Source organism: Methylobacterium terrae, assembly GCF_003173755.1.
Classification (GTDB): domain Bacteria; phylum Pseudomonadota; class Alphaproteobacteria; order Rhizobiales; family Beijerinckiaceae; genus Methylobacterium; species Methylobacterium terrae.
Window position 1 is genome coordinate 1,212,503 of record NZ_CP029553.1, and the last position, 23,062, is coordinate 1,235,564.

The window sequence follows — 23,062 nt, forward strand, 5'->3', positions numbered from 1 at the left end:
AGTGCGTTTCGGTGCGCAGATATAACTCTGAGTTGTCAATTGTGACCGCGGCGGCGATCGTAGGGTGTATTGTCGCCGCTATTACTCGGCTTCATTGTCAGAGTTGCAAGACTGGAGGATGACGATGCCGGAAAGCCACGACTCCTCCGCGCCGGCCCCGCGCCCGGGCCGGGATCCGGTGAGCCTGTTCGCCGACCCGATCGGCCGGACGACGAGTCCGCCCGGCGACCCCGTACCGGTGACGCAGACGCTCTACCGCACGCCGGACGGCCGCTACGTGATCCGCACCTGCCTGCATCGCGGTGCGGATCCGGTGGAGGAGGCCTGCGACGTGATGGTCTATGACGGCGAGGCCGCCTTGCGCGAGGCGCTCTCGGCCGGCGGCGACGGCCTCGACCGGGCGCTGATCGCCGCCGGGCTCGACCGGGCCGGGTCGTGACGCGGCGCGATCAAGGATCTGGACGAGGACCTGGACAAGGATCTGGAGCGCAGCCCGACGGCAGCCCGACCGCGCGCTGCATCAGTCCCGCGCGCCGACGTCGGTGACGACGATCCGCGGGCGGCGGCCGGCACCGATCGCCTTCAGCGCCCTGTCGACCGCGGCCAGCCGGCCGCGCCGGGCGCTCACCGCGAGGAGGAGGACCGGGATGCGCTCGTCGGCGATGAGGCGCTCGGTCACCACGTTGCCGCCGACGAGGCCGAGATCGACGACGACGAGGTCGGCGTCGCTGCGCAGGAGCGCGTCGGCGAGCCGGCCGGCGAGGTCGCGCGGCAGGTCGGAGGGCCGCGGCAGGACCTGCAGGCCCGACGCGAGGGTGATGAGCGCCTCGCCCAGGGTCCCGCGCTCGCGCAGGGTCGCGGGGAGGTCGCGCGGCGCCGCGGCGCCGAGGTCGCGGGTGACGAGGCCCTTCGGGTCGGTATCGACGAGGATCACCCGCTCGCGGTCGGACGCGGCCGAGAGCGCCAGCGCCCGGGCCAGCACCGACTTGCCGGTCCGGTCGTCCGCCGCGGTGACGAGGACGACGAGCGGCCTCTGCCCCGGCGCGGCGGCGGCGAGGCGGTGGCGCAGGCGCGCGAGCGCGACCTCGTAGGAGCCGTCGCCCCGCGCGGTGCCGAAGCTGGCGCGGAACGCGCCCGCGCCGGCGACGCCGCGGGGTGCCCGGGGCAGGGCGTCGAGGCCGGAGCGGCCGAGATGGCCCTCGAGGCGCCGGCGCGAGCGGACGCGGCCGGCCAGGAGCTCGAGGCCGAGGCTGCCGACGAGGCCGAGCCCGAGCCCGGCCACCAGGGCGGCGGCGAAGACCACCGGGGTCGGGGGGCCGAGGCGCTTCTCCGGCGGCGAGGCCGGCGAGATGATCCGCGAGGCGGAGGTGTCGAGGCGCTGCTGCTCCTGCAGCTCCCGGGCGCGGACCAGGAAGGCCTCGTAGACCGCGCGGCTCGCCTCGACCTGGCGCTCGAGCTCGCGCAGCTGCACGAAGTCGTCGCCGACCTTCAGGGCGTCGGCCTTGCGCCGCTCCAGGGTGTCGGCGAGGGTCCGGGCGCTGGCGAGCGCCGCCTGGTAGTCGTTGCGGCTCGCCGCCGCGATGCGGCGGATCTCGGCCTGGATCGTGCCGCGCACGGCCTTCTCCTGCACCAGGGCGGCCTGGTAGCTCGGATGGCGTCTCCCCAAGGTCTCCTCGGCGTCGGCGCGCAGGCGCTCGACCCCGGCGAGCTGGCCGCGGAGCGCGGTGATCGTCGGGTTCTGGACGATCTCGTTGACGGAATCGGAGGGACCGCCGGCGAGCACGCCCTCGATCTGGCGCAGGCGGGCGCCGGCCTCGAGCGCCTTCGCCCGGGCGGCGCCGAGCTGGTCGCTGAGCTGGGTCAGCTGCTGCTCGCTCACGAGCTGGGCGCGGGTGCCGACGAGGTTGTGCCTGGCCCGGAATCCTTGCGCCTTGTCCTCGGCCTTGCGCAGGGCGTCGCGCAATTCGGCGAGCCGGCCCTCGATCGCCTCGCCGGCGCGCCGGGTCGTGTCGGAGCGGGTGGCGGCGTCGCGGGCGAGGTAGGTCTCGGCGACGCCGCGGGCCAGCCGAGCGGCCTTGTCGCGGTCCTCGGAGGTCACCCCGAGCTCGAGCACGAAGCTGCGCTCGAGGCGCCGCGCCCCCGTCCGGTCGCGCAGGATCCTGAGCGCCGCGAGCCGCGGGTCGGCCGGGGGCTCGGTGCGGCCGGTGAGCCGCGCGACCAGGCCCTTGAGGGCGCCGAGCAGGGTCTCGCGGCCCTGGAACTCGGGATCCTGCGCGAGGTCGAAGCGGTCGACGACGCGGCCGAGCACGTCGTCGGAGGTCAGGACCCGGAGCTGGCTGTCGACGAGGAGGAGGCTCGCGTCGCTCGCCTGGTCCGGCGGCGTCAGCCCGTCCTTGACCACCTGGAGCCCGCGCGGATCGATCAGGATCTGGGTCGAGGCCGCGTATTGCGGCGGGTTCAGGTGGGTCCAGGCCGCGGCGAGACCGAGGAGGAGGAGCACGGGCAGCAGCACCGTGATCCAGCGCAGGCGCACGGTGCGCAGGATCTCCCGCGGATCGAGGAACCAGGGCTCGCGCCCCTCCTCGCCCCGCGGGCCCGCGCCGATCAGCAGCCCGTTTCGGACGTTCTCGACCATGGTCATGACGTGCCCAAGGCTCCCACAGGCTCTCGTTACGGGGCGGAAGTGGTCCGTTCCGGGACGAGCGGAGCGGACGACATTCCCGTTGCCCCAGGGGCTTCAAGCCGCGGGCCAGGCCCGGCCCGTCCCGCCGTAGGACGGCGAGGGGATCGTCGCCTCGGCCACGCTCGCCGTCGCCTCGGCCTCGCGCCGCGCCGCCCGCGCGGTGGCCAGCACCGCCACGTAGGCGAGCACGTTGACGTTCCAGTCCTGGAACAGGCCCGGCGTCGTCATCCCGTTGAGGGCGAGCATCAGGATCAGGCAGGCGACGATGCGGCGCGTGCCGCGATCGGCGCGGGCCGCGAAGCGGATCGGCTCGATCAGGGTCGCGAGCGCGAAGCCCAGGCCGACGAGGCCGGTGCCGGCCCAGGCGCTCAGGAACATGTTGTGCGAGCTCGTGATGAACACCGCGTCGCGGCCGAGCTCGTCGGCGAGCCCGGTCGTCGGGATCAGGAGCTGCACGAAGCGGTCCGCCGCCGAGAAGCCCGAGCCGAGCAGGCGGTCCTGCGTCGCCGCGATGAAGACCGGCCAGAACTGGCCGCGGCCGGTAGCGTTGGCGAGCTCGACCCGGGGCTTCTGGAGGATGACCGAGAGGGCGTCGAGGAGGGCCGGGAAGCTCGACAGGCCGACCATCAGGAACAGGAACACGGCGATCGCGACGAGGGCCAGCACGATGCCGGCGAGCCGCAGGCCGGGCCGGCGCGAGGCGATCATCAGCGCCGGCCCGACCGCGACCAGCGCGCCGGTCGAGGCGGCGGAGCCCGCGATGACGAAGCCGGCCGCCGCCAGCATCAGGTAGCGGCCGCGCCGCGGGTTGGGCGGGCCGAACCAGGCGGCGAAGCCGAGGAGCGCGCAGACGAGCGGCATCATGTTGTTCTTGGCCGAGGAGAACACGATGCCGTGGGCGAGGCTCTGGAGGGTTTCCGGGATCACCGAGACGAGCCAGGCGACCGTCACGATGGCGAGGAGGTCGGCCAGCCGCCGCCGGATGTCGGGCCGGTCGAAGATCAGGATCGAGGCGAGGGTGAACACCGCGAGCTCGGCGGTGCGGTAGAGCGTGTAGGCCGGCACGATCGACCAGGCGGCGCTCAGGCCGTTCACCCCGATCATCATCGTGAACGGCAGGTAGGGCATGGCGAAGGGCAGGGTCAGCACCCGGCGGTCGGCGGCGATCTTGGCGAGCAGGTAGAGCGCCGTGAGGCCGGTGAGCACGATGGTGACGACGTTCGAGGCCGTCAGCCCCTGCTCCAGCACCGCGTTGCCGTCCTCGCGCGGCACCGTGAAGACGAGCGGCATGAAGGCGAACACCGTCACGAGCGCGAGCGGCCAGAAGACCGGCGCGTTCGCGGACGCGGCCCGCACCGCGAGGCGGCGGCGCAGGACCGGGTAGGCGACCGTGAACCAGGTCGCCGCCGCGATTGCGATCAGGGCGTTCAGCATCGCTCGGGGCTCCCGGCCTCCGGCACGGTGCCGCGGCGGAGAGCCGCGAGCAGCGCCAGCAGCGAGGCGGCGTGGGCGAGCGCCACCACGGCCGCCGCCCCCGTGGCGCCGTAGCGGGTGAGCAGCGGCTGGATCAGCGCCAGCGACACCGCGAGGCTGACCGCGAAGGCGCGGAAGATCACGTCGGTGCGGCGCCGGGCCCGGAAGATCTGCGCCACCATGTCCCGCAGGAAGATGAACACGACCCCGAGCGCCAGCCAGCGCAGGCACGGCGCGAAGGGAACGTAGGGCGCGCCGAAGACGAGGCGCAGCCAGAGATCGGCCGGCACCGCCACCACCGCGAGGAGGAAGCCCACCGGCACGCCGAGGCGGCGGGTGACGCCGAGGAGATAGGCCCGCAGGGCCGGCTCGCCGCCGGTCGCGTAGGCCCGGCCCGCGCCCGTCGGCACCACGTTCTCGGTCGCGGCGAGCATCAGGAGCACGATGCCGACGAGGTACTGCGCCGCCCGCAGGCCGCCGAGCGCCTCGTCGCCGAGCGCGCCGCCGGCGATGATCCAGACCAGCTGCTCCTGCCCGAAGGTGACGAGCACGACCGGCAGGAGCCAGCGCGCCATCTGCCAGTGCCGACGGGTGGCGGTCGCCAGCCGCCGGCGCCCGGGATCCGAGGCCCGGCCGAGCAGCGTCGGCAGCGTCGTCACGAACGCCGTCAGCGCCAGGATCTCGACGAGCCGGGCGGCATCGAGCGGGACCCCGAGCCCCCACAGGCCGGCGACGCCGAGCGGGAAGGCCACGGCCCGGGCGAGGTCCATGGCGAGGGCGGAGCCCCCGCCGTCATAGGCGAACAGCAGGCGCCGGGCGGTGAGCTGGAGATTCTGGGCGAGCGTGAGCGCGCCGGCCGCGGTGACGAGGTCGAGAGGAACCGCCTCGCCGCGGGCGGCGAAGTACAGGGCGAGCACGCCCGCGACGCCGAGCGCGAGGCCCGCCGCCAGCACCAGGGCGCCGGCGCTGACCGCCGCGGCGTAGCGGGCCGGGTCGCGGACGCTGCCGGCGAGCGTCATCAGCGGCGCGGTGACCAGCGCGTTGTGGAGCCCCTGCGCGAAGCCCGCGACGATGAGCACGAGGGCGAAGCGCCCGAACGCCTCCATGTCGATCAGGCGGGCCGCCGCGATGCCGGCGAGGAAGCCGAAGCCGCTCACCGCCCCCTGGTCGAGGAGCGAGAGCAGGGCGGGTCCGCGCAGGCGGGCGAGGAGGGCGGAGGCCATCGTCACCGGGCGAGCAGGGCGCCTGCCGCCGCGGTCACGAGGCGGCTGCGGCCGTGGAGCCAGAGCGGCCCGCTCGAGGCGACGTTGCGGGTGAGCCCGCGCTTGAAATCGTAGACGCCGCGGTTGCCGGCCGGGTCGATCCCGCCGAAATCGAACACCCGGCAGCCCGCCTCGGCGCCGCGGCGGAGGAAGCTCCACACCGCGAGATAGGCGGCGGCGTTCGCCTTGGCGCGCTCGGTCGAGGCGGTGAAGAAGTCGGTGAAGCGGTCCCGGCTGAGATGCGCGATCCGCACCAGGCAGAGCTCGCCGTCCTCCCGGATCTCCAGCATGACGTGGTGCGGGTCGTTCGCCGCGAGGTCGCGGTAGGCGGCGGTATCGAAGTCGTTCGAGAACCCCTTCCGGGTCTTCAGGGCCGCGTACATGCCCGCGAAGGCGTCGAAGGCGGCGAGCCGCTCGGCCGGGTCGTCGAGGAAGCGGGCGGCGAGCGCCGGGTTGCGCTCGGCCTTGCGCAGACGCTGGCGCCACCGCGGGTCCGTCTCGGCCAGCACCGCCTCGAGCCCCGGGTGAGGTCCACCTCCAGGGTGTGGCGCCCCGCGGTCGCGACCGGCTTGAACCCGGCCGCCAGGAGCCCGAGCACGGCGCCCGGGCTCTCGGCACGGGCGAAATCCACGACCGCGAGGTCGAGCGGACCGAGGCCGAGATGGGCGAGGAGCGCGCGCACCACCGCCTCGCCGTGGCGCTCGCCCTTGTCGGTGAGGAGCGGCCCGCCCTGGATGTAGACCTGCCGCGCCGGACCGCGGCGGCGCAGCTGGACCTGGGCCAGGCCGAGGAGATCGCCCGCGTCGTCGAGGACGCTCAGCCGCGCGAGGCCGGCGCCGCGGCGCGCCTTGTAGGTGCCCCAGCCCGAGGCGGCGAAGATGCTGCCGCGGGGGAGCGCCCACACGGCCTCGTCCCAGGACGGCACATCGGCCGCCGCGACGACCCGCAATCCCGTCTCACGTTCCGTTCCGGTCATGGGATTCCCGTGCCAGGATGCGACAGATCTCGCCGCCCTGGCCCCCACCACGCAAGCGGCGCACCGTGGGCGGGCCGCGCGGCTCCCGGTCGCGCCGGAGCGGCGGCCGGACGGCGAAAGCTGGGGACATCGGGCAACCGCCCCCCGGAATCTCGGTAGTCTCGTCGGCTTGTTCCGACGCCGGACCGGGCTCACCTCTGGGGGCGGCGCTTCGACGACGGCGGGCTGGGATGCTGCAACCGTTCAAGACCCTCGCCCGCGACCATCCGGTGGTCCGGGCGCTGCTGCTGCGGGCGCTGGCGCGAATGCGCCGCCTCGCCCACGCGCCGCCGGGACTCTACACCCTGTGCTATCATCGGGTGCCGGAGCGGCACCGCGCCGGCTTCGCGGCCCAGATCGCCTTGCTGCAGCGTCACGGCCGCTTCGTCTCGGCCGACGAGGCGGCGGCGCTCCTGGCGCGCGGGGAGGCGGGGCGCGAGCGCCACTTCCTCGTCACGTTCGACGACGGCTACGCCGACACGGTCGAGGTCGCGCTGCCGGTCCTGCGCGAGGCCGGCGTGCCGGCGATCCTGTTCCTCGTCGGCGCGTGGCTCGACGCGCCGCCGGCGGACCCGCCCGGTCCCTACGCCGATCGCGGCCTCGTCGCCGCGTGGCTCGCGGCCGGCATGGAGGTCGGCTCGCACAGCCTCAGCCACGCCCGCATCGCCACGCTCGGGGATGCCGAGGCCGAGCGCGAGATCGGGGCCTCGCGCACCCTCCTCGAGGCCGAGTTCGGCCGGCCGGTCCGGCACTTCGCCTGCCCCTGGGGTGTCGCGGGGCGCGACTACCGGCCCGGGCGCGATCCCGGCCTGGCGCTCGCCCACGGCTACACGACCTTCTTCACCACCCGCCGCGGCGCGGCCGCCAGCGTGGAGGATCTCGCGGCGATGCCGCGCCACGTGCTCGAGCCGGAATGGCCGCTCCACGAGCTCGACGCCCTGATGGGAGCCCGCGTTGCGCGACGATAGGCGACCGGTCGTCGTGGTCACCGGGGCGCTCGCCCCCTACACGCAGGTGCTCTACCGCGCGCTCGCCGCCGCCCTCGACCGGCCGCTCGCGGTTTTGGCCTGCGCCGCCCGCGAGCCGGCGCGGCAATGGGAGCTCGCCGCGGCGGACGGCTACGCCGTCGCGGTGCTGCCGGGCCTGCGCTGGCACCGCGACGCGGTCCGCAACCTCTACGTCAATCCGAGCATCGTGACGCGGCTCGCCGCCGCGCGGCCGGCGGCGGTGATCCTGAACGACTTCTCGCCCACCATGGCGATGGCCGCGCTCACGGCGCGTGCCCTGCGCATCCCCTACGCGATCCGCACCGACGGCGTGCCGGAGACCGATCCGGGCGCGCGCTCGCCGGCCCACCGAGCGCTGCGGCGGCTGATCGTGCCGGGCGCGGCCTTCGGCCTGGCGCCGAGCGCGGGCAGCCGGGCGCTGCTCGCCGCCTACGGGCTCGCGCCGGAGCGGATCGTCCGCGCGCCGCTCTTCCCGGCCTGGGAGGCGCGGCCGCCGCTGCCCGCGCCCGAGGCGAGGGCCTACGACGTGCTGTTCTGCGGCATCCTCAACGAGGAAGTGAAGGGCGCGCGCTTCTTCACCGACGTGATGCGGGCCTGCGCCGCCGCCGGCCGTCCCCTGCGGGTGCGGGTGGCGGGCGACGGGCCGCTGCGGGCGGAGATGGCGGAGCGCCTCTCCGAGGCCGGGATCGAGGCCCGGTTCGACGGCTATCTCGGCCAGGACGCGCTCGCCGAGGCCCACGCCTCGGCGCGACTGCTGCTGTTCCCGAGCCGCGGCGACGTCTGGGGCATCGTCGTCAACGAGGCGCTCCAGAGCGGGGCGGCGGTCCTCGCCTCGCCCCATTCCGGTGCCGCCCGCGAGCTGCTGGAGGGGCGCGGCTGCGGCGTGGTGCGGCCGCTCGACGTCGAGGACTGGGCCGGGACGACCCTCGCCCTCCTCGACGATCCCGCCCGGCGGGCGGTCCTGCGCGAGGCCGCCGGGCGGGCGCTGCCGGACTTCTCGCTCGGCGGCGCCGTCGAGGGCTACCGGGCCGGGCTCGCCTCCCTCGCCTGAGGCGGGCGAGCCTGCGCCCTTCAGGCCGCCGCCGGAGCGGTCTGGCGCATCCGGCCGATCATCAGCGACATCAGCGCCGCCATGAGCGCGGTGAGGCCGGCGGCGAGGAACGCCTCGAGGTAGCGCCCCTCGGAGGCCCGCACCAGCCCGGCGCCGAAGGCCGCGGTCGCGGCCCCCAACTGGTGGCCGGCGGCGATCCAGCCGAACACGATCGGGGCGTCGCGCTCGCCGAAGGCCTCGTTGGCGAGCCGCACCGTCGGCGGCACCGTGGCGATCCAGTCGAGGCCGTAGAACACCGCGAAGATCGACAGGCTGTAGAACGAGAAGTCGGTGAAGGGCAGCGCCATCAGCGACAGGCCGCGCAGGCCGTAATACACGAACAGGAGCTTGCGCGGGTCGTAGCGGTCGGTGAGCCAGCCCGAGCCGGTGGTGCCGATGAGGTCGAACACGCCCATCAGCGCGAGCAGCCCGGCCGCCCGCACCTCCGGGATGCCCTGGTCGGCGCAGAACGAGATCAGGTGGGTGCCCACGAGCCCGTTGGTGGTGAGCCCGCAGATGAAGAAGGTGCCGAACAGGAGCCAGAAATCCCCCTTGGCGCTCGCCCGCACCAGCCCGTCGATCGCGGCCCGGAACGGGTTGGCGCGCCGCGGCGGCTCGGACGCCGTGCCGGGGGCCGCGCCGTAGGGGGTGAGCCCGATGTCGGAGGGGCGCTCCGGCAGCAGCCAGGCGACGACCGGGATCAACGCCGCGATGGCGCAGGCGACGGTGAGCACCACCGGCTGCCAGCCGCCGGCCTGCGCGATCGCCGCGAGGCCCGGCAGGAAGACCAGCGTGCCGGTGGCGGTGCTGGCGGTGAGGAGGCCCATGAACAGGCCGCGGCGCACGGCGAACCAGCGGTTCACGACCGTGGCGCCGAGCACGATGGCGACGCAGCCGCTGCCGAGGCCCGACAGCACGCCCCAGGTGGCGATGAGGTGCCAGGGCTCGCTCATCAGCGCGCTCGATGCCGTCGAGGCCGCCATCAGTGCGAGCGCGCAGAGGAGCGTGCGGCGGATGCCGAAGCTCTGCATCAGGGCCGCCGCGAAGGGACCGACGAGCCCGTACAGGAAGATGCCGAGCCCGGCGGCGAAGGAGGTGGTGGAGCGGCTCCAGCCGAAGGCCTGCTCGAGCGGCAGGATCAGCACGCCCGGCGAGGCCCGCAGGCCCGCCGCCGCGAGCAGGCACAGGAAGATCACGCCCACCACCACGAAGGCGTAGTTCTGCCCGAACGGCCGCGGCCGCGGCGCGGTGGGGGAGGCGAGGCCTTGCGGCGACGTCGTCGAACTCATGCTGGGACACCCTCCCCGAATCGTGCTAGGACGTTACGTACCGGTCAGTAACATCGTCAAGGGGCACGAGGGTGAAACGGATGGCGGGCAGCCAAGGGACGGACGGGCAAGGGACGGACCGGAACGAGCCGGTCCGGGCCGGCGACCGGATCCGGGCGGCCGCCCGCGAGCTGTTCTACGATCGCGGCATCCGCGGCGTCGGTGTCGACGAGATCGTCGCCCGGGCCGGGGTGACGAAGCCGAGCCTCTATCGCGGCTTCGCCTCGAAGGACGCGCTCGTCGTCGCCTGCCTCGAGGATTACGCCGCGGGCCTGCTCGGCCGGCTCGACGAGGCCCTGGCCGCCCATCCGGGCGACCCGCGGGCGGGCCTCGCGGCCTTCCTCGCCGGCATCGCGCAGCGCAGCGCCCGGCCGGGCTTTCGCGGCTGCGGCCTCACCAACGCCGTCGTCGAGTACCCGGAGGCGGACCATCCGGTCCGCCTCCGGGTACTCGACAGCAAGCACGCCCTGCATGCCCGCCTCGCCGAGGTGGCCGGATGGGCCGGCGCCCGCGCGCCGGAGCACCTCGCCGACGCCCTGCTGCTCCTCATCGAGGGCGCCTTCGCCTGCGGGCAGATCTTCGGGACCGAGGGGCCGAACCGCTCGCTCTCCGCCGCCGCCGAGACCCTGATCGACGCCAGCCTGGCCTGAGCGGCTCCAGCCCCGTTCCAATCCCCGCACCCGACGCATCGAGGCCCCGCCACGGATAGAATTCCGTCAATAATCCGGGGGGCGGCGGCAGCATGGTCTTGATTCCGTCGCCTTGATCGGTCGATACGCGAGAGTTGACGCCGATCGCGGTCCATCGCCTCACAGGCAGCCTCTGGGCCGCGACCCCCGTGGAGTTGAGCGTATGACCCTCGTACGACGTTTCCAGGTTGCGCCGGCGCTGGTCCGCCTGATCCGCAAGGAGCGCGGCTCCTCCCGCATCACCGAAGGTTACTTCCCGCCCCAATCCGGCCGGACGTCGTTCGTGCGCGTCGACGGCGGCCAGTGCCACCTCGTGCTGGTCACCTCCGACAACGGCGCCTCGAGCGAGGAGCGGACCGAGGTGCCGCGCGCCCACGGCGACGCGCTCCTCGACGTCTGCGCCGGCCGCGCCGCCTACGACCGGACCCAGGTGGCGCTCGGCAACGGCTGCGACGCCCTGATCGACCGCTACGTCGCCCCCGGCAACGTCGACGTCGTCACGGTGGTGTTCGACAATCCCGACGAGGCCAGCGGCTTCCCGGTCCCGCCGTGGTTCGGCCCCGAAGTGAGCGCCGACCAGGCCTACGAGGGCCGCAGCATCGCGCTCCAGGGCGTGCCGCATCCGGGCGAGATCGCCCTCTCCAACGCCGCCCTCGACGCCGTGCTCGACCTGATCGAGCCCCGCTACGGCTTCGGCCGCTACGCCGCGCCGAGCCGCAACGGCGAGGAGACCGGGGTGGTCAACGCCCTGCGCCGCATCGCCACGCCGCCGGCGCCCGAGCCGGCTCCCCCGCCGCCCGAGCCCGAGCCGGTTCACGAGCCCGTCCACCAGGCCGTGCACGAGCCGGCGCCGCCCCAGGCCGAGGCGTCCCCCGAGACCGCTCCGCCGCCCCTGCCGCCGGAGCCCCACCCGGACACCCGCATCGACGACGTGATCGAGAGCCTGTCCCAGGCGCTCGGCGCCGCGGTGCCGGGCGGCGACGCCGCCCGCGACGACGGCACCCCGGCCTTCGAGCGCTGGACCGTGCGCCCGCGCCGGACCCAGCCGACGCCCTGACCATTCCGGCCCCCGCGGCCGTCGCACGAAGGATCGATCCCGGGTTCCGCCCTGCCGGAGCCCGGGATTTTTCGTGACCGGGCCGCACCGAGGCGTCGCGGGCCCGGGCCGGCACGGTCAAGCGTGGCAGCACGATCGAACCGTCCCGCGTAATCCATGAGACCGTTGACGCGGCCGCACTTGCGCGTCATGCCGCGCTTTGTCCCGGTCGCGCGCGGTTTCGGAACGGGCGGGGCGGGCAACAGCGAGGCAGGACGACCGTCGGCCGCGCCGGTCCCGGGTGCCGCAAGGCAACAGGGGCCGGAACGGGGATGACCGACGCGAAATCTTGATTTTCTACTTGGATCTTGCGGCTCGGACTTCCTACACTGTCCGGGCCGTGGCCGGTTTCACACGACAGACACGCGGCGAAGGCCGCACCGCGACGGCCGAGCGAGAAGCGGCCGGCACCGTGGGGAGAGAACGATCATGCAGCACGCCACGCCCTCCGCGGCGGCCCCGGGCTCGTCGCAGCCCTGGTACAAGGTCCTCTACATCCAGGTCCTGATCGCCATCGCGCTCGGCGTCCTGCTCGGCTACGTCGCGCCCGACACCGCCAAGGCGATGAAGTGGCTCGGCGACGCCTTCATCGCGCTCATCAAGATGATGATCGCGCCGATCATCTTCTGCACCATCGTGCACGGCATCGCGTCGATCGGCGACCTCAAGAAGGTCGGCCGCGTCGGCCTGAAGGCGCTCATCTACTTCGAGGTGGTGTCCTCGCTCGCCCTCGTCATCGGCGTCGTCGTCGGCGAGATCGTGCAGCCGGGCGCCGGTTTCGGCGTCGATCCGGCCAAGCTCGACGCCAAGGCGGTCGCCGGCTACGCCAGCAAGGCACAGGCCGATTCGACGATCGCCCACATCATGGCGATCATCCCCAAGAGCTACTTCGACGCCTTCGCGGGCGGCGACCTCCTGCAGATCCTGCTGATCGCGGTCCTGACCGGCGTCGTCATCACGGGCCTCGGCGAGCGCGGCAAGCCGGCGATCCACGCCATCGAGGCGGCGGGCGAGATCTTCTTCCGCATCATCGGCATGATCGTGAAGCTCGCGCCGATCGGCGCCTTCGGCGCCATGGCCTACACGATCGGCGAGTACGGCATCGGCAAGCTCGGCAACCTCGCGGGCCTCGTCGCCACCTTCTACCTCACGAGCCTCCTCTTCGTGCTGGTGGTGCTCGGGCTGATCGCGCGCTTCTCCGGCTTCTCGATCATCAAGTTCCTGGCCTACATCAAGGACGAGCTGCTGATCGTGCTCGGCACCTCCTCGTCCGAGACGGTGCTGCCGCACATGATGCAGAAGATGAAGCGGCTGGGCGCCTCGGATTCGGTCGTCGGCCTCGTCATCCCGACCGGCTACTCGTTCAACCTCGACGGCACCAACATCTACATGACGCTGGCGACGCTGTTCCTGGCGCAGGCCGTCGGGGCGGATCTCAGCTTCGGGCAGTACGCCACCATCATCGCGGTCGCGATGCTGACCTCGAAGGGGGCGTCCGGCGTCACCGGCGCCGGCTTCGTGACGCTCGCCGCCACCCTCGGCGCCATCCCCGGCAACCCGGTCCCGGTCGCCGCGATGGCGCTGATCCTCGGCATCGACAAGTTCATGTCGGAGTGCCGGGCGCTGACCAACCTCGTCGGCAACGGCGTCGCCTGCGTGGTGGTGAGCCGCTGGGAGGGCGAGCTCGACCCGGTCAAGCTGCGCGAGGTGATGGCCAACCCGCTGGCGATCGGCACCGAGATCGCCGACGAGAAGCCGGTTCCGGTCGCGCCCTGACCGGATGACGGCCTTGCGCCTCGGCATCGATCTCGGCGGCACCAAGATCGCCGGGATCGTCCTCGACGAAACCGGCCGGGTGCGGGCCGAGCGGCGGGTCGCGACCCCGCGGGGCGACTACGACGCCTCGCTCAGGGCCATCGCGGCCCTCGTCGCGAGCCTCGAAGCCGAGGCCGGCGGCGGCGCTACCGTCGGGATCGGGATTCCCGGCGCCCTGGTGCCGGAGACCGGCCGGGTCAAGAACGCCAACTCGACCTGGCTCAACGGACGAGCCCTCGGGGACGACCTCGCGACGATCCTCGGCCGCCCGGTGCGGCTCGAGAACGACGCCAACTGCCTCGCCGTCTCCGAGGCCGTCGACGGGGCGGGGGAGGGGGCGGCCGTGGTCTGGGCGGTGATCCTCGGCACCGGCGTCGGCTCAGGGATAGCGCTCGCGGGCCGGGCCCTGTCGGGGCGCCTGCGCATCGCCGGGGAATGGGGTCACACCCCGCTGCCCGCCCCCCGCGACGACGAGCGCCCGGGGCCGGCCTGCTATTGCGGCCGCCACGGCTGCCTCGAGACCTGGCTGTCCGGTCCGGGGTTGGCCGCCGACCACGCCCGGCGCACCGACCGGGCGATGACCGGCGAGGCGATCGTGGCGGCGATGCGCGCGGGCGACGCGGCGGCGCGGGCGAGCTTCGCGGCCTGGCTCGCCCGGCTCGGCCGCGGCATCGCGGGCGTCGTCAACCTCCTCGACCCCGACGTGATCGTGCTCGGCGGCGGTCTCTCGACGATTTCCGAGATCTACGACGCACTCCCCGAACGCGTCGCCCCGCACGTCTTCGGCGGCGGCTTCGACACCCCGATCCGGCGAGCCCGCCACGGCGACGCCTCGGGGGTGCGCGGGGCGGCGTGGCTGTGGAACGACCGGGATGCGCCTGCCGCGTGAGGCGTGGTAGACGGTCGTTTCCACCGCGATTTCCCCGCCAGGAGGCACGGCGTGCCGGCCAGACCCGTCGATCTCGACCCGGCCTCGATCCGCATCCTCGAGCACCTGCAGCAGGACAGCGAGATCGGGATGGGCGACCTCGCCGAGGCGGTCGGCCTCTCGACCTCGCCGTGCTGGCGCCGGGTCGCCGACCTCAAGGCGCGCGGCATCATCCGGCGTTGCGTCGCGGTGGCCGACCCGCAGGCGCTCGGCCTCCACGTCAACGTCTTCGTCCACGTCTCGCTGGAGAAGCAGACCCAGGCCGCCCTCCAGGCCTTCTCCGACGCCATCCGCCACCGGCCGGAGGTGATGGAGTGCTACCTGATGAGCGGCGAGGCGGACTACATGCTGCGCGTCGTCGTCGAGGACCTGGCCGAGTACCAGCGGCTCATCGTCGACCACCTGACCCGGATACCCGGCGTGGCGAAGATCCGGTCGAGCTTCGCGCTCGATCAGGTGAAGTACACGACGGCGCTGCCGCTGGATCATCTGAAGGAGTGAGGCTCCGGCTCTCCCGGTCTCCGGGAGCCCGCCCCTCAGGCGCTCTGCACCGCCTTCGCCCGTCGGGCGAAATACGCCTGACGCTCGGCCTCCGCCCGCCCGAACGCCGCCCGCACCTGCAGCAGGTCCTTGCGGGTGAGGAGGCCGACCAGCACCCCGCTCGACGGATCGACGACCGGGAGCCGGCTCTGGCCGCTCGCGAGCATCAGGTCGATGGCGTGCGCGGTGACGTCCTCCGGGTGGGCGAGGGCGAGGCCGGCATCCGACACCCGCTCGTCGAGGCGCTCGTCGGCGTGGCCGCCCTCGGTCTTCCACAGGAGCGCGTCGGCCCGCGAGACGAGGCCGACCGGCCGGCCGGCCCGGTCGACGACCGGGTAGATCCGGTGGCGGCCCGTCTCCATGACCGCCACCGCCTCCGGCACGGCCATGTCGCCCGGCAGGGTGTCGACATTCTGCACCATCACGTCCTTGACGCGGGTGAACTCGTGCGGGTCGATGCCGTATTCGCGGGTGATGTGCTGGCCGCGCCGGGCGATCTTCTCCGTCAGGATCGAGCGCTTGAGCAGCAGCACCGTCACCGCGTAGGCCGCCGCCGAGGCGGCGAGCAGCCCCGGCAGCGCGTGGACGTCGCCGGTCAGCTCGACCGCGAACAGCGCGCCGGTGAGCGGCGCCCGCATCGTGCCGCCCAGCATCGCCGCCATGCCCAGCAGCGCCCAGTAGCCCGGTGCGCCCGGCATGACGGTGCCGACGAGCCAGCCCATCGCCCCGCCGAGGATCAGGAGCGGCGCCAGCACTCCCCCCGAGGTGCCCGAGGACAGGGCGACGAGCCAGATCGCGGCCTTGACCACGAGGATCAGCAGCACGGCCTTCAGCGCGAGGTTGCCGCCGAGCAGGTCGGCGATGACGTCGTAGCCGACGCCGAGCGCCCGCGGCTCGATCAGGCCGCCGAGGCCGACCGCGACACCGCCGAGGGCCGGCCACCACATCCAGTGGATCGGCAGGCGCTCGAACGCGTCCTCGCAGGCGTAGAGGAGCGTGGTGAGCACGCCCGACAGGAGCCCCGCCGCGACCCCGAGGCCCGCGCAGGCGATCAGGCCCCACCACGGCAGGGCCGGATCGGCCGCGAAGGGGAACAGGGGACCGGCGCCGAACAGGGTCGGGCGCAGCACCGTCGCGGTGATGGCGGCGGCCGCCACGGGGATGAAGCTGCGCGGGCGCCACTCGAACAGCAGGAGCTCGACCGCCAGCAGCACGGCGGCGACCGGCGTGCCGAAGATCGCCGTCATGCCGGCGGCCGCACCGGCGACGAGGAGCGTCTTCCGCTCGGCGGCGCTCATGTGGAAGAACTGGGCGAAGAGCGAGCCGAGGGCGCCGCCCGTCATGATGATCGGCCCCTCGGCGCCGAACGGTCCCCCGGTCCCGATCGAGATCGCCGAGGAGACCGGCTTGAGCACCGCCACCTTCGGCGACATCCGGCTGCCGCCGATCAGGATCGCCTCGATCGCCTCCGGAATGCCGTGGCCGCGGATCTTCTCCGAGCCGAACCGCGCCATCAGCCCGATGACGAGCCCGCCGAGCGGCGGAAGGCAGACCATCCACAGGGAGGGCTTCGCCTGCGCCAGGGACGCGACCCCGGCATCGAACCGCCCGAACCAGGCGAGGTTGGTGACGAGGGCGATCAGCGCCAGAAGCCCCCACGCGGCGACGGTGCCGGCGATGCCGATCACGACCGCCATGGCGACGAGGACGAGGAGGCGCCGGTCGGCGCGGAAATCGGCGAGGGCGCGGCGCCCCGGGGGCGCGGCTTGACGGGAAACGGACATGCGGCGGCGCTCGGGCGTGGGCTGCGACGCCGATCGATATATATCGTAATACGATATTTTCAAACGGGACGGGGGGCCGATGGGCGAGGAATCCGGAGAGGGGCTGTCGCGGGAGGAATACGCGGCGATCGCGGCGTTCCGGCTCGAGCTGCGGCGCTTCCTCGCGTTCAGCGAGGCGGCGGCGGGCAAGGTCGGCCTGCCGGCCCAGCAGCATCAGGCGCTGCTGGCGATCGCCGGGCATGACGGCCCGCCGACCGTCGGGTTCGTGGCCGAGCAGCTGCTGATCGCGCCGCAGACGGCGGCCGAGCTCGTCTCGCGCATGGTCGAGGCGGGGCTCCTGACGAAGGCCGCCTCGGTCCAGGACCGCCGCCGGGTCGCCCTGACCCCGACGCCGAAGGCCGAGGCCCTGCTGGCGCGGCTGACCGCGGCGCATCTGGAGGAATTGCGCACCCTGGAGCCGGCGCTGACGCGGGCGCTCGGCCGGATGCGCCGCCACGCGACCGAGGGATGAAGAGGTCTTCAGGGGTGCAGGGCCGCCCCCTTCGTCGCCTTGTCGACGTCCTTCCTCGGGCCGTGCAGGGCGAGGCCGACGAGGTCGGGCGCGTCGGCGGGTTCCTGCCGGAACACCTCGCGGTTGGCGGCGTCGTGCCCGGTCTCGAACATCGCCCGGACGTAGGCGCTGCGGGTGAGGTCGCGCTGGATCGCCTGCTGCCAGGCGCGCTGCAGCACCTCGGCGGAGGCGGCGAAGATCAGCATCGGCTGGCCGAGCAGGCGGGCGTGCCGGCGCCCGGCGGCGTCGAGGTAGGGCTCGCCCATCGCCTCGGGCACGGCGCCGGCGATGCCGGTCGCCAGGAAGGCGGTGACGTTGAGCTTCTGCCACACGGCCAGGTCCTCGCGGACCAGGATCGCCACCTTGGTGTCGAACATCTCGGATCTCCCTCGCGGTGATCCACGAGGGCTACCCGAGCGCTCCGGCGGCGTCTGGAACGTTCGTGCGCCCGGAGCGGTAGGCGGCGGGGGTGAGACCGTAGGCGCGGCGGAACCAGCGGCCGAGATGGCTCTGGTCGGAGAAGCCCGCCGCCGCCGCCGCTTCCGCCGGCGGCACCTGGGCGCGCAGGAGCGCCCGGGCGCGGGCGAGGCGCAGCTCGACCAGACAGGCATGCGGCGCGGTACCGAAGCGCCGGCGGAAGGCCCGGGCGAGCTGGAACCGGTCCGCGGCGCCGGCGGCCCGGGCGAGATCGTCGAGGCCGAACGCCGTCGCGGCGTGGGCGCGGATGAAGTCCATGGCCCGCTCGGCGACCACCGGGTCGCCGTCGGGCGGGGGCACCGGAGCGGCGAGGCTGAGGTGGCGGCGCAAGCCCCCGGCCAGCCGGTCGAGGGCGGCGTCGGTCCCGAGCGGGGAGGCGGCGTCGAACACGGCGCGGCAGGATGCGAGGATCGCGTCGCCGAGGGCGCGGTCGTCGGCGAGCGTGCGGCGAAAGCCGATTCCCGCGTCGCTGCCGGATATCTCGCGGCGGACCCAGGCTTGCGGCAGGTAGAGCATGCTGTAGCGAAAGCCCGGCTCGCGGAGGGCCTGCCCGTCGTGGCGCTCGCCGGGCTCGATCAGGATCACCCGCCCGGCCGTGCTCTGCCGGCGCGCGCCGCGGCAGTAGAAGTCCTGGACGCCGTCATGCGTCACGCCGACCAGCCACTCGTCGTGGTGGTGCATGTCGTAGGCGTGGCCGAGGAACCGCGCCGTCACCGCCTCGACGCCGCTCGCGGCGTCGCGCCGGAGGTGCATGAAGTCGCGGGGCGGCGGGCGGTCGTCGCCCGGACCTCGTGCCACGGCGGTCGTACCCGATCCCCTCATCCTCGACCCCGACGCCGGCGCGCCCGCGCATCCGACGCGAACGGCCCCCGGAGCGCGCTCCGAGGGCCGCGTCCCGCCTCAGGCGGACCGCATCAGTTCTTCTTCTCGTCCGCCTTCGGCGCGGCCGGCGCCGCCGCGGTCTTCTCGATCTTGGCGCTCTCGCGCAGCTTGGTGATGATGTCCTGCTGCGTCTTGCGGGTGAGGTAGGCCTCGACCTGCTCCTTCATCTCGTCGAAGCTCGGCACCGGCTTGGTGCGCTTCTCCTCAACCTTGATGACGTGCCAGCCGAACTGGGTCTTCACGGGATCGGAGATCTTGCCGGCCTCGAGCTTGAACGCCGCGTCGGCGAAGGGCGCGACCATCCGCTCCTTGGTGAACCAGCCGAGGTCGCCGCCCTCGGCCTTGGAGCCGGGATCCTTTGAGGTCTCGGCCGCCACCTTGGCGAAGTCCTCGCCGCCCTTCAGGCGCGCGGCGATCTTCTTGGCCTCGGCCTCGTTGTCGACGAGGACGTGGCGGGCGTGAACCTCCTCCTCGGGCTTCATCGCCTTGACGGTCTCGTCGTAGAGGGCCCGCTCGGCCTGCGGGGTCACCGCCTTCTTGGCCTCGCGCTCGAGGTACTCGTCGAGGAGGAGCTTGTCGCGGAAATAGGCGAGCTTGCGGGCGAAGTCCGGGTTGTCGCCGACCTTGGCCTTCTCGGCCGCCTGGGCGCCGATCTTCAGATCGACCATGTAGTCGACGAGGAGACCCTTCTTCTGCGCCTCGTCGACGCCGGGCAGCGACAGCGCCGGATCGTCGGCCGCCACCGCGAGGTCGCCGGCGGTGATGGGCGCGCCGTTGACCTTGGCGACGACCGTGTCGGGCGACGGGGCGGCGGGAGCCGGAGCGGCCGCGGGAGCGGCGGCGGGCGCCGGCGCCTGGGCGAGAGCCGCGCCCGGCAGGAGGAGCCCGAGGGCGAGCGCGCCGTTGCGCCAGAGGGGGGAGAGGGTCGGCATGGCGTGATCCTTGGGGCCCGTGCGCGAAGTCGGTCGTAAGACCGGCGGACAGGTGGCAAAGATCGGCCGACAAGACAAGCACCCCGCGCGCCGCAGCGGCAGCAACGGGCGGCGCCCCCACGGATCCGTGATCCGAGGGGGCGAGGGCTCAGTAGCCGGTCGAGGCGACCTCGACCCGGTCGCCGCGGCGGGCGAAGGCCACGGACGCAGCGGCGCCGTCCCGGGTGCCGGGCACCGAGAAGCTGACGACCTGATCGGAAGCGAGCGTGGTGATGACACGCAGCGGGGTCGCGGCCGCGGTCTCGGACGGCGCGAGCGTGGCGACGACGCGCAGGCCGTCCTTCTCGACCGTGTAGTAGGCCGAGCCGCGCACCGGGCCGAGATCGAGGCTGTGGGCCTGGCGCGGGTTCAGCTCGGAGGCGCCCGACGCGGTCGCGAGGACGAGGCCGAGAGCGGTGAGGGCGAGGAGACGCATCGGTGGTCCTGGGGGTTCTGTCCGGCGCGAGGAGCGCGTCCGGAAAGCCGGGATTCGCCGGGAGGCCTCAACTAACCCTTCATTATGATGCAGCGCAATAGAATTATGTTGCATTGCACAATCAAACGTTAGCACTTCAGATCATCCTGCGCGGTCCGGCGTGACCTCCGGGCGCCGCCGCCCTACCTGCGGGTCCTGATGAGTCCTGTCGCCGGGACCACGCCGCACCCGCCGCGGACCCGGACGCCCGTGAAGCCCGGAGGCCCATGAGACCCGCATGAGCACCTATCGCTTCGACAGGCTCCTCAGCCCGCGCTCCGTGGCGCTGGTCGGCGCGAGCGCGCGGCCGAACGCCTTCGGTGCCGCGATCCTGCGCAACCTGCGCGAGGCCGGGTTCGCGGGCCCGATCTGGCCCGTGAACCCGCGCCACGACAGCGTCGACGGCGTGCAGGCCTTCGCCGACCTCGCCGACCTGCCCGAGCCCGCCGACCTCGTGGTGATCGTCACCCCGCCCGAGACGGTGCCGGAGGTGGTGGCGGCGGCGGGCCGCCGGGGCTGCGGCGCGGCGGTGATCATCACCACCGGCCTCGGCAGCGGACCGGGCTCGCTCGCCGAGGCGGCGCGGGACGAGGCGCGGCGCCATTCCCTGCGCCTCGTCGGGCCCGACAGCATGGGCCTGGCGGTGCCGGCCGCCTCCCTCAACGCCAGCCTGCTCGCCCGGGCGCCGCTCCCCGGCGACCTCGCGCTGATCTCGCAGTCGCGCACGGTCGCGGCCGGCATCGTCGCCTGGGCGCAAGCGCGCGGCACCGGCTTTTCCGGTATCGTCTCGCTCGGCAACGCGATCGACGTCGACATCGCCGATTGCCTCGACCACTTCGCCGCCGACATCCGCACCCGGGCGATCGTGCTCTCGATCGACAGCGTGACGGACGCGCCGAAATTCATGTCGGCGGCCCGGGCGGCCGCGCGGGCAAAGCCCGTCGTGGTGCTGCGCTCAGGGCGCCACGACACCGCGCGGGCGATCGACGGACGGGCCGCCGCCCAACAGGGCAGCACGCATACCGGAACGCTGGCGAGGACCGACGCGGTCTACGACGCCGCCTTCCGGCGGGCCGGCCTCTTGCGGGTGCAGGACCTCGACGAGATGTTCTCGGCGGTCGAGACGCTGGGGCGCCAGCGCCCGTTCCCCGGCCGGCGCCTGGCGATCCTCGCCAACGGCCGCGGCGTCGGCGCCATCGCGGTCGACCGGCTCCTCGATCTCGGCGGCACGCTCGCGAGCCTCTCCGAGACGACCCGCGAGCGCTTGGCCGTGGCGGTGCCGGGGACCGAGGCGGAGGCCTGGCGCAACCCGGTCGATATCGGCGCCGACGCCGACGGCCCGCGCTACGCCGCGGCGCTGGAGGCGCTGATCGCCGACCGCGGCAACGACGCCGTGCTGGTCATCAACGTGCCGACCGCCCTGTCGGGCGGCAGCGCGGTCGCGACCGAGATCGTCGAGGCGGTCGGGCGCGGCCGGAAAGGGGCCTTCCGGGCCCGGCCGGTCTTCGCCGTCACCGTCGGCGACGAGGCCGCCGGCGAGATCCTGAGCCAGGCCGGCATCCCGCGCTTCGCCACCGACGCCGACGCGGTCGAGGGCTTCACCCACCTCGTGCGCTACCGCGAGGCGCAGGACGACCTCACCACCACCCCGGCGGTACTGCCCGACGACCTCGTGCCGGATGCCGGCGCCGCCCGGACGATCGTCGATCGCGTGCTCGCCGAGGGGCGCACCTGGCTCGACCCGCGCGAGATGGCGGACCTGCTCGCCGCCTACGGCATCCCGGCCCAGCCGGTGACCCTCGCGCCCGACGCCGACGCCGCGGCGGAGGCCGCCTGGCCGATCATCGCGGCGGGCGGCACGGTGGCGCTCAAGCTCGCCTCGCCGGACGTGGTGCACAAGTCCGACGTCGGCGGGGTGCGGCTGGGGCTCACCAGCGAGGCGGCGGTGCGGGAGGCCGCGAGCGAGATGCGGGCCCGGGTGGCGCGGGAGCGGCCCGACGCCCGGATCACCGGCTTCGTCGTCCAGGCGATGCTGCGGCGCACGGAAGGGCGGGAGCTGATCGCCGGCCTCGTCGACGATCCGGTCTTCGGCCCGGTCGTGGTGTTCGGCCGCGGCGGCACCGCCGTCGAGGTGATCGACGACCGGGCGCTGGCGCTGCCGCCCCTCGACCGGCGGCTCGCCGCCGACCTGATCGGCCGGACCCGGGTGGCGCGCCGGCTCAAGGCCTATCGCGACGTGGCCGCCGCCGACGAGGCGGCGGTCGCCCTGGTGCTGGTCAAGCTCGGCCAGCTCGCCGCCGACCTGCCGGAGCTGCGCGAGCTCGACATCAACCCCCTGCTCGCCGATCGCGACGGGGTCATCGCCCTCGACGCGCGCGCCGCCGTGGCGCCCCTGCCGCCGGAGCGCCGGCGCGACGCGGGCGCGGGTCCCAGCCACGCGCGCTTCGCCGTGCGGCCTTATCCGCGCGCCTGGGAGCGGCGCATCACCCTCGACGACCAGGGAATCCTGGTGCGGCCGGTGCGGGCCGAGGACGAGGGGCTGTTCGAGGCGTTCTTCGGCCAAGTCAGCGCCGAGGACTTGCGCCTGCGCTTCTTCGCGCCGGTGCGCGACTTCAGCCACGCCTTCCTGGCGCGGCTCACCCAGCTCGACTACGCCCGCGCCGTCGCCTTCGTGGCGATCGAGGAGGCGACGGGCACGATGATGGGGGCGGTGCGCCTCCACGCCGACGCCAACCATGAGACCGGGGAATACGCGATCCTGGTCCGCTCCGACCTCAAGGGGCTCGGCCTCGGCTGGTCGCTGATGGCGCTGATGCTCGACTGGGCCAGGGCCGAAGGTCTGCGCCACGTCGAGGGGCAGGTGCTGCGCGAGAACACCACCATGCTGGCAATGTGCCGCAAGCTCGGCTTTACGGTGAGGACGGACCCCTCCGACCCCGACCTGATGCTGGTGCGCCGCGCGCTCACGGAGGAGAGTGCCGCACCCGAAGCTTGAGA

The 23,062-nt window shown here is 73.8% G+C and carries 21 protein-coding genes; 10 read left to right on the forward strand and 11 right to left on the reverse strand.

Annotated features, from left to right (window positions below; genetic code table 11):
• The first annotated feature begins 124 nt into the window (after positions 1-124).
• Positions 125-439 (forward strand): hypothetical protein, encoded by a 315-nt coding sequence (locus DK419_RS05435; protein WP_109958184.1) that lies wholly within the window; start codon positions 125-127, stop codon positions 437-439.
• Between the two features lie 81 nt (positions 440-520).
• Here DK419_RS05435 and DK419_RS05440 read toward each other — a convergent pair whose 3' ends face one another.
• From DK419_RS05440 to DK419_RS29915, 5 genes are all read right to left on the reverse strand, one after another.
• A complete protein-coding gene (locus DK419_RS05440; protein WP_109958185.1) occupies positions 521-2,641 on the reverse strand; it encodes a GumC family protein in 2,121 nt (706 codons plus the stop codon).
• Positions 2,642-2,737: 96 nt separating this feature from the next.
• Positions 2,738-4,117: an O-antigen ligase family protein gene (locus DK419_RS05445; RefSeq protein WP_109958186.1), complete on the reverse strand. Its 1,380-nt coding sequence runs from the start codon at positions 4,115-4,117 to the stop codon at positions 2,738-2,740.
• A complete protein-coding gene (locus DK419_RS05450; RefSeq protein ID WP_109958187.1) occupies positions 4,111-5,379 on the reverse strand; it encodes a lipopolysaccharide biosynthesis protein in 1,269 nt (422 codons plus the stop codon). Before DK419_RS05450 ends, DK419_RS05445 begins: the two co-directional genes overlap by 7 nt.
• 2 nt (positions 5,380-5,381) lie before the next feature.
• Positions 5,382-5,891, reverse strand: a complete 510-nt coding sequence (locus DK419_RS29910) for a GNAT family N-acetyltransferase (protein WP_342587223.1) — start codon at positions 5,889-5,891, stop codon at positions 5,382-5,384.
• On the reverse strand, positions 5,786-6,322 hold the full coding sequence (locus DK419_RS29915) for a hypothetical protein (protein ID WP_342587217.1): 537 nt from the start codon (positions 6,320-6,322) through the stop codon (positions 5,786-5,788). The genes DK419_RS29910 and DK419_RS29915 overlap by 106 nt, the downstream gene beginning before the upstream one ends.
• Before the next feature lie 302 nt (positions 6,323-6,624).
• Here DK419_RS29915 and DK419_RS05460 point away from each other — a divergent pair, with 302 nt between their 5' ends.
• Both DK419_RS05460 and DK419_RS05465 read left to right on the forward strand, forming a co-directional pair.
• A complete protein-coding gene (locus DK419_RS05460) occupies positions 6,625-7,401 on the forward strand; it encodes a polysaccharide deacetylase family protein (RefSeq protein WP_109958188.1) in 777 nt (258 codons plus the stop codon).
• Positions 7,388-8,491, forward strand: coding sequence for a glycosyltransferase family 4 protein (locus tag DK419_RS05465; RefSeq protein WP_109958189.1), 1,104 nt, complete (start codon positions 7,388-7,390; stop codon positions 8,489-8,491). The genes DK419_RS05460 and DK419_RS05465 overlap by 14 nt, the downstream gene beginning before the upstream one ends.
• A 20-nt stretch (positions 8,492-8,511) precedes the next feature.
• Here the strand turns inward: DK419_RS05465 and DK419_RS05470 are convergent, their stop codons facing one another.
• Positions 8,512-9,819: an MFS transporter gene (locus tag DK419_RS05470; RefSeq protein WP_109958190.1), complete on the reverse strand. Its 1,308-nt coding sequence runs from the start codon at positions 9,817-9,819 to the stop codon at positions 8,512-8,514.
• Positions 9,820-9,899: 80 nt separating this feature from the next.
• Here DK419_RS05470 and DK419_RS05475 point away from each other — a divergent pair, with 80 nt between their 5' ends.
• The 5 genes from DK419_RS05475 to DK419_RS05495 all read left to right on the forward strand — a co-directional run bounded on the left by DK419_RS05475 (position 9,900) and on the right by DK419_RS05495 (position 14,887).
• A complete protein-coding gene (locus DK419_RS05475; protein ID WP_109958191.1) occupies positions 9,900-10,508 on the forward strand; it encodes a TetR/AcrR family transcriptional regulator in 609 nt (202 codons plus the stop codon).
• Between the two features lie 202 nt (positions 10,509-10,710).
• Positions 10,711-11,604 carry a CYTH domain-containing protein gene (locus tag DK419_RS05480; protein ID WP_109958192.1) on the forward strand — a complete coding sequence of 298 codons (894 nt, stop codon included), beginning with the start codon at positions 10,711-10,713 and terminating at the stop codon, positions 11,602-11,604.
• A gap of 468 nt (positions 11,605-12,072) precedes the next feature.
• Positions 12,073-13,419, forward strand: coding sequence for a dicarboxylate/amino acid:cation symporter (locus tag DK419_RS05485; RefSeq protein WP_109958193.1), 1,347 nt, complete (start codon positions 12,073-12,075; stop codon positions 13,417-13,419).
• A gap of 4 nt (positions 13,420-13,423) precedes the next feature.
• Positions 13,424-14,347: an ROK family protein gene (locus DK419_RS05490; protein WP_109958194.1), complete on the forward strand. Its 924-nt coding sequence runs from the start codon at positions 13,424-13,426 to the stop codon at positions 14,345-14,347.
• A gap of 51 nt (positions 14,348-14,398) precedes the next feature.
• On the forward strand, positions 14,399-14,887 hold the full coding sequence (locus DK419_RS05495; protein WP_109958195.1) for an Lrp/AsnC family transcriptional regulator: 489 nt from the start codon (positions 14,399-14,401) through the stop codon (positions 14,885-14,887).
• Between the two features lie 35 nt (positions 14,888-14,922).
• Here DK419_RS05495 and DK419_RS05500 read toward each other — a convergent pair whose 3' ends face one another.
• Complete coding sequence (locus DK419_RS05500) at positions 14,923-16,710, reverse strand: chloride channel protein (protein WP_109958196.1); 1,788 nt, start codon at positions 16,708-16,710, stop codon at positions 14,923-14,925.
• A 79-nt stretch (positions 16,711-16,789) separates the two neighbouring features.
• Here DK419_RS05500 and DK419_RS05505 point away from each other — a divergent pair, with 79 nt between their 5' ends.
• The gene (locus tag DK419_RS05505) at positions 16,790-17,221 is read left to right on the forward strand and encodes a MarR family winged helix-turn-helix transcriptional regulator (protein WP_109958197.1); all 432 of its coding nucleotides are present in this window, start codon (positions 16,790-16,792) and stop codon (positions 17,219-17,221) included.
• 8 nt (positions 17,222-17,229) lie between these two features.
• Here the strand turns inward: DK419_RS05505 and DK419_RS05510 are convergent, their stop codons facing one another.
• From DK419_RS05510 to DK419_RS05525, 4 genes are all read right to left on the reverse strand, one after another.
• Positions 17,230-17,637 (reverse strand): DUF2000 domain-containing protein, encoded by a 408-nt coding sequence (locus DK419_RS05510; protein ID WP_109958198.1) that lies wholly within the window; start codon positions 17,635-17,637, stop codon positions 17,230-17,232.
• Between the two features lie 31 nt (positions 17,638-17,668).
• Positions 17,669-18,535, reverse strand: coding sequence for an AraC family transcriptional regulator (locus tag DK419_RS05515; protein ID WP_245442839.1), 867 nt, complete (start codon positions 18,533-18,535; stop codon positions 17,669-17,671).
• Between the two features lie 116 nt (positions 18,536-18,651).
• Entirely contained in the window at positions 18,652-19,551 is a 900-nt protein-coding gene (locus DK419_RS05520) for a peptidylprolyl isomerase (protein WP_109958200.1), read from the reverse strand.
• A 148-nt stretch (positions 19,552-19,699) separates the two neighbouring features.
• The gene (locus DK419_RS05525) at positions 19,700-20,026 is read right to left on the reverse strand and encodes a hypothetical protein (protein ID WP_109958201.1); all 327 of its coding nucleotides are present in this window, start codon (positions 20,024-20,026) and stop codon (positions 19,700-19,702) included.
• A gap of 277 nt (positions 20,027-20,303) precedes the next feature.
• On the opposite strand from DK419_RS05525, the gene DK419_RS05530 reads away from it, so the two are divergent.
• Positions 20,304-23,060 (forward strand): bifunctional acetate--CoA ligase family protein/GNAT family N-acetyltransferase, encoded by a 2,757-nt coding sequence (locus DK419_RS05530; RefSeq protein WP_109958202.1) that lies wholly within the window; start codon positions 20,304-20,306, stop codon positions 23,058-23,060.
• The last annotated feature ends 2 nt before the right edge of the window (positions 23,061-23,062 follow it).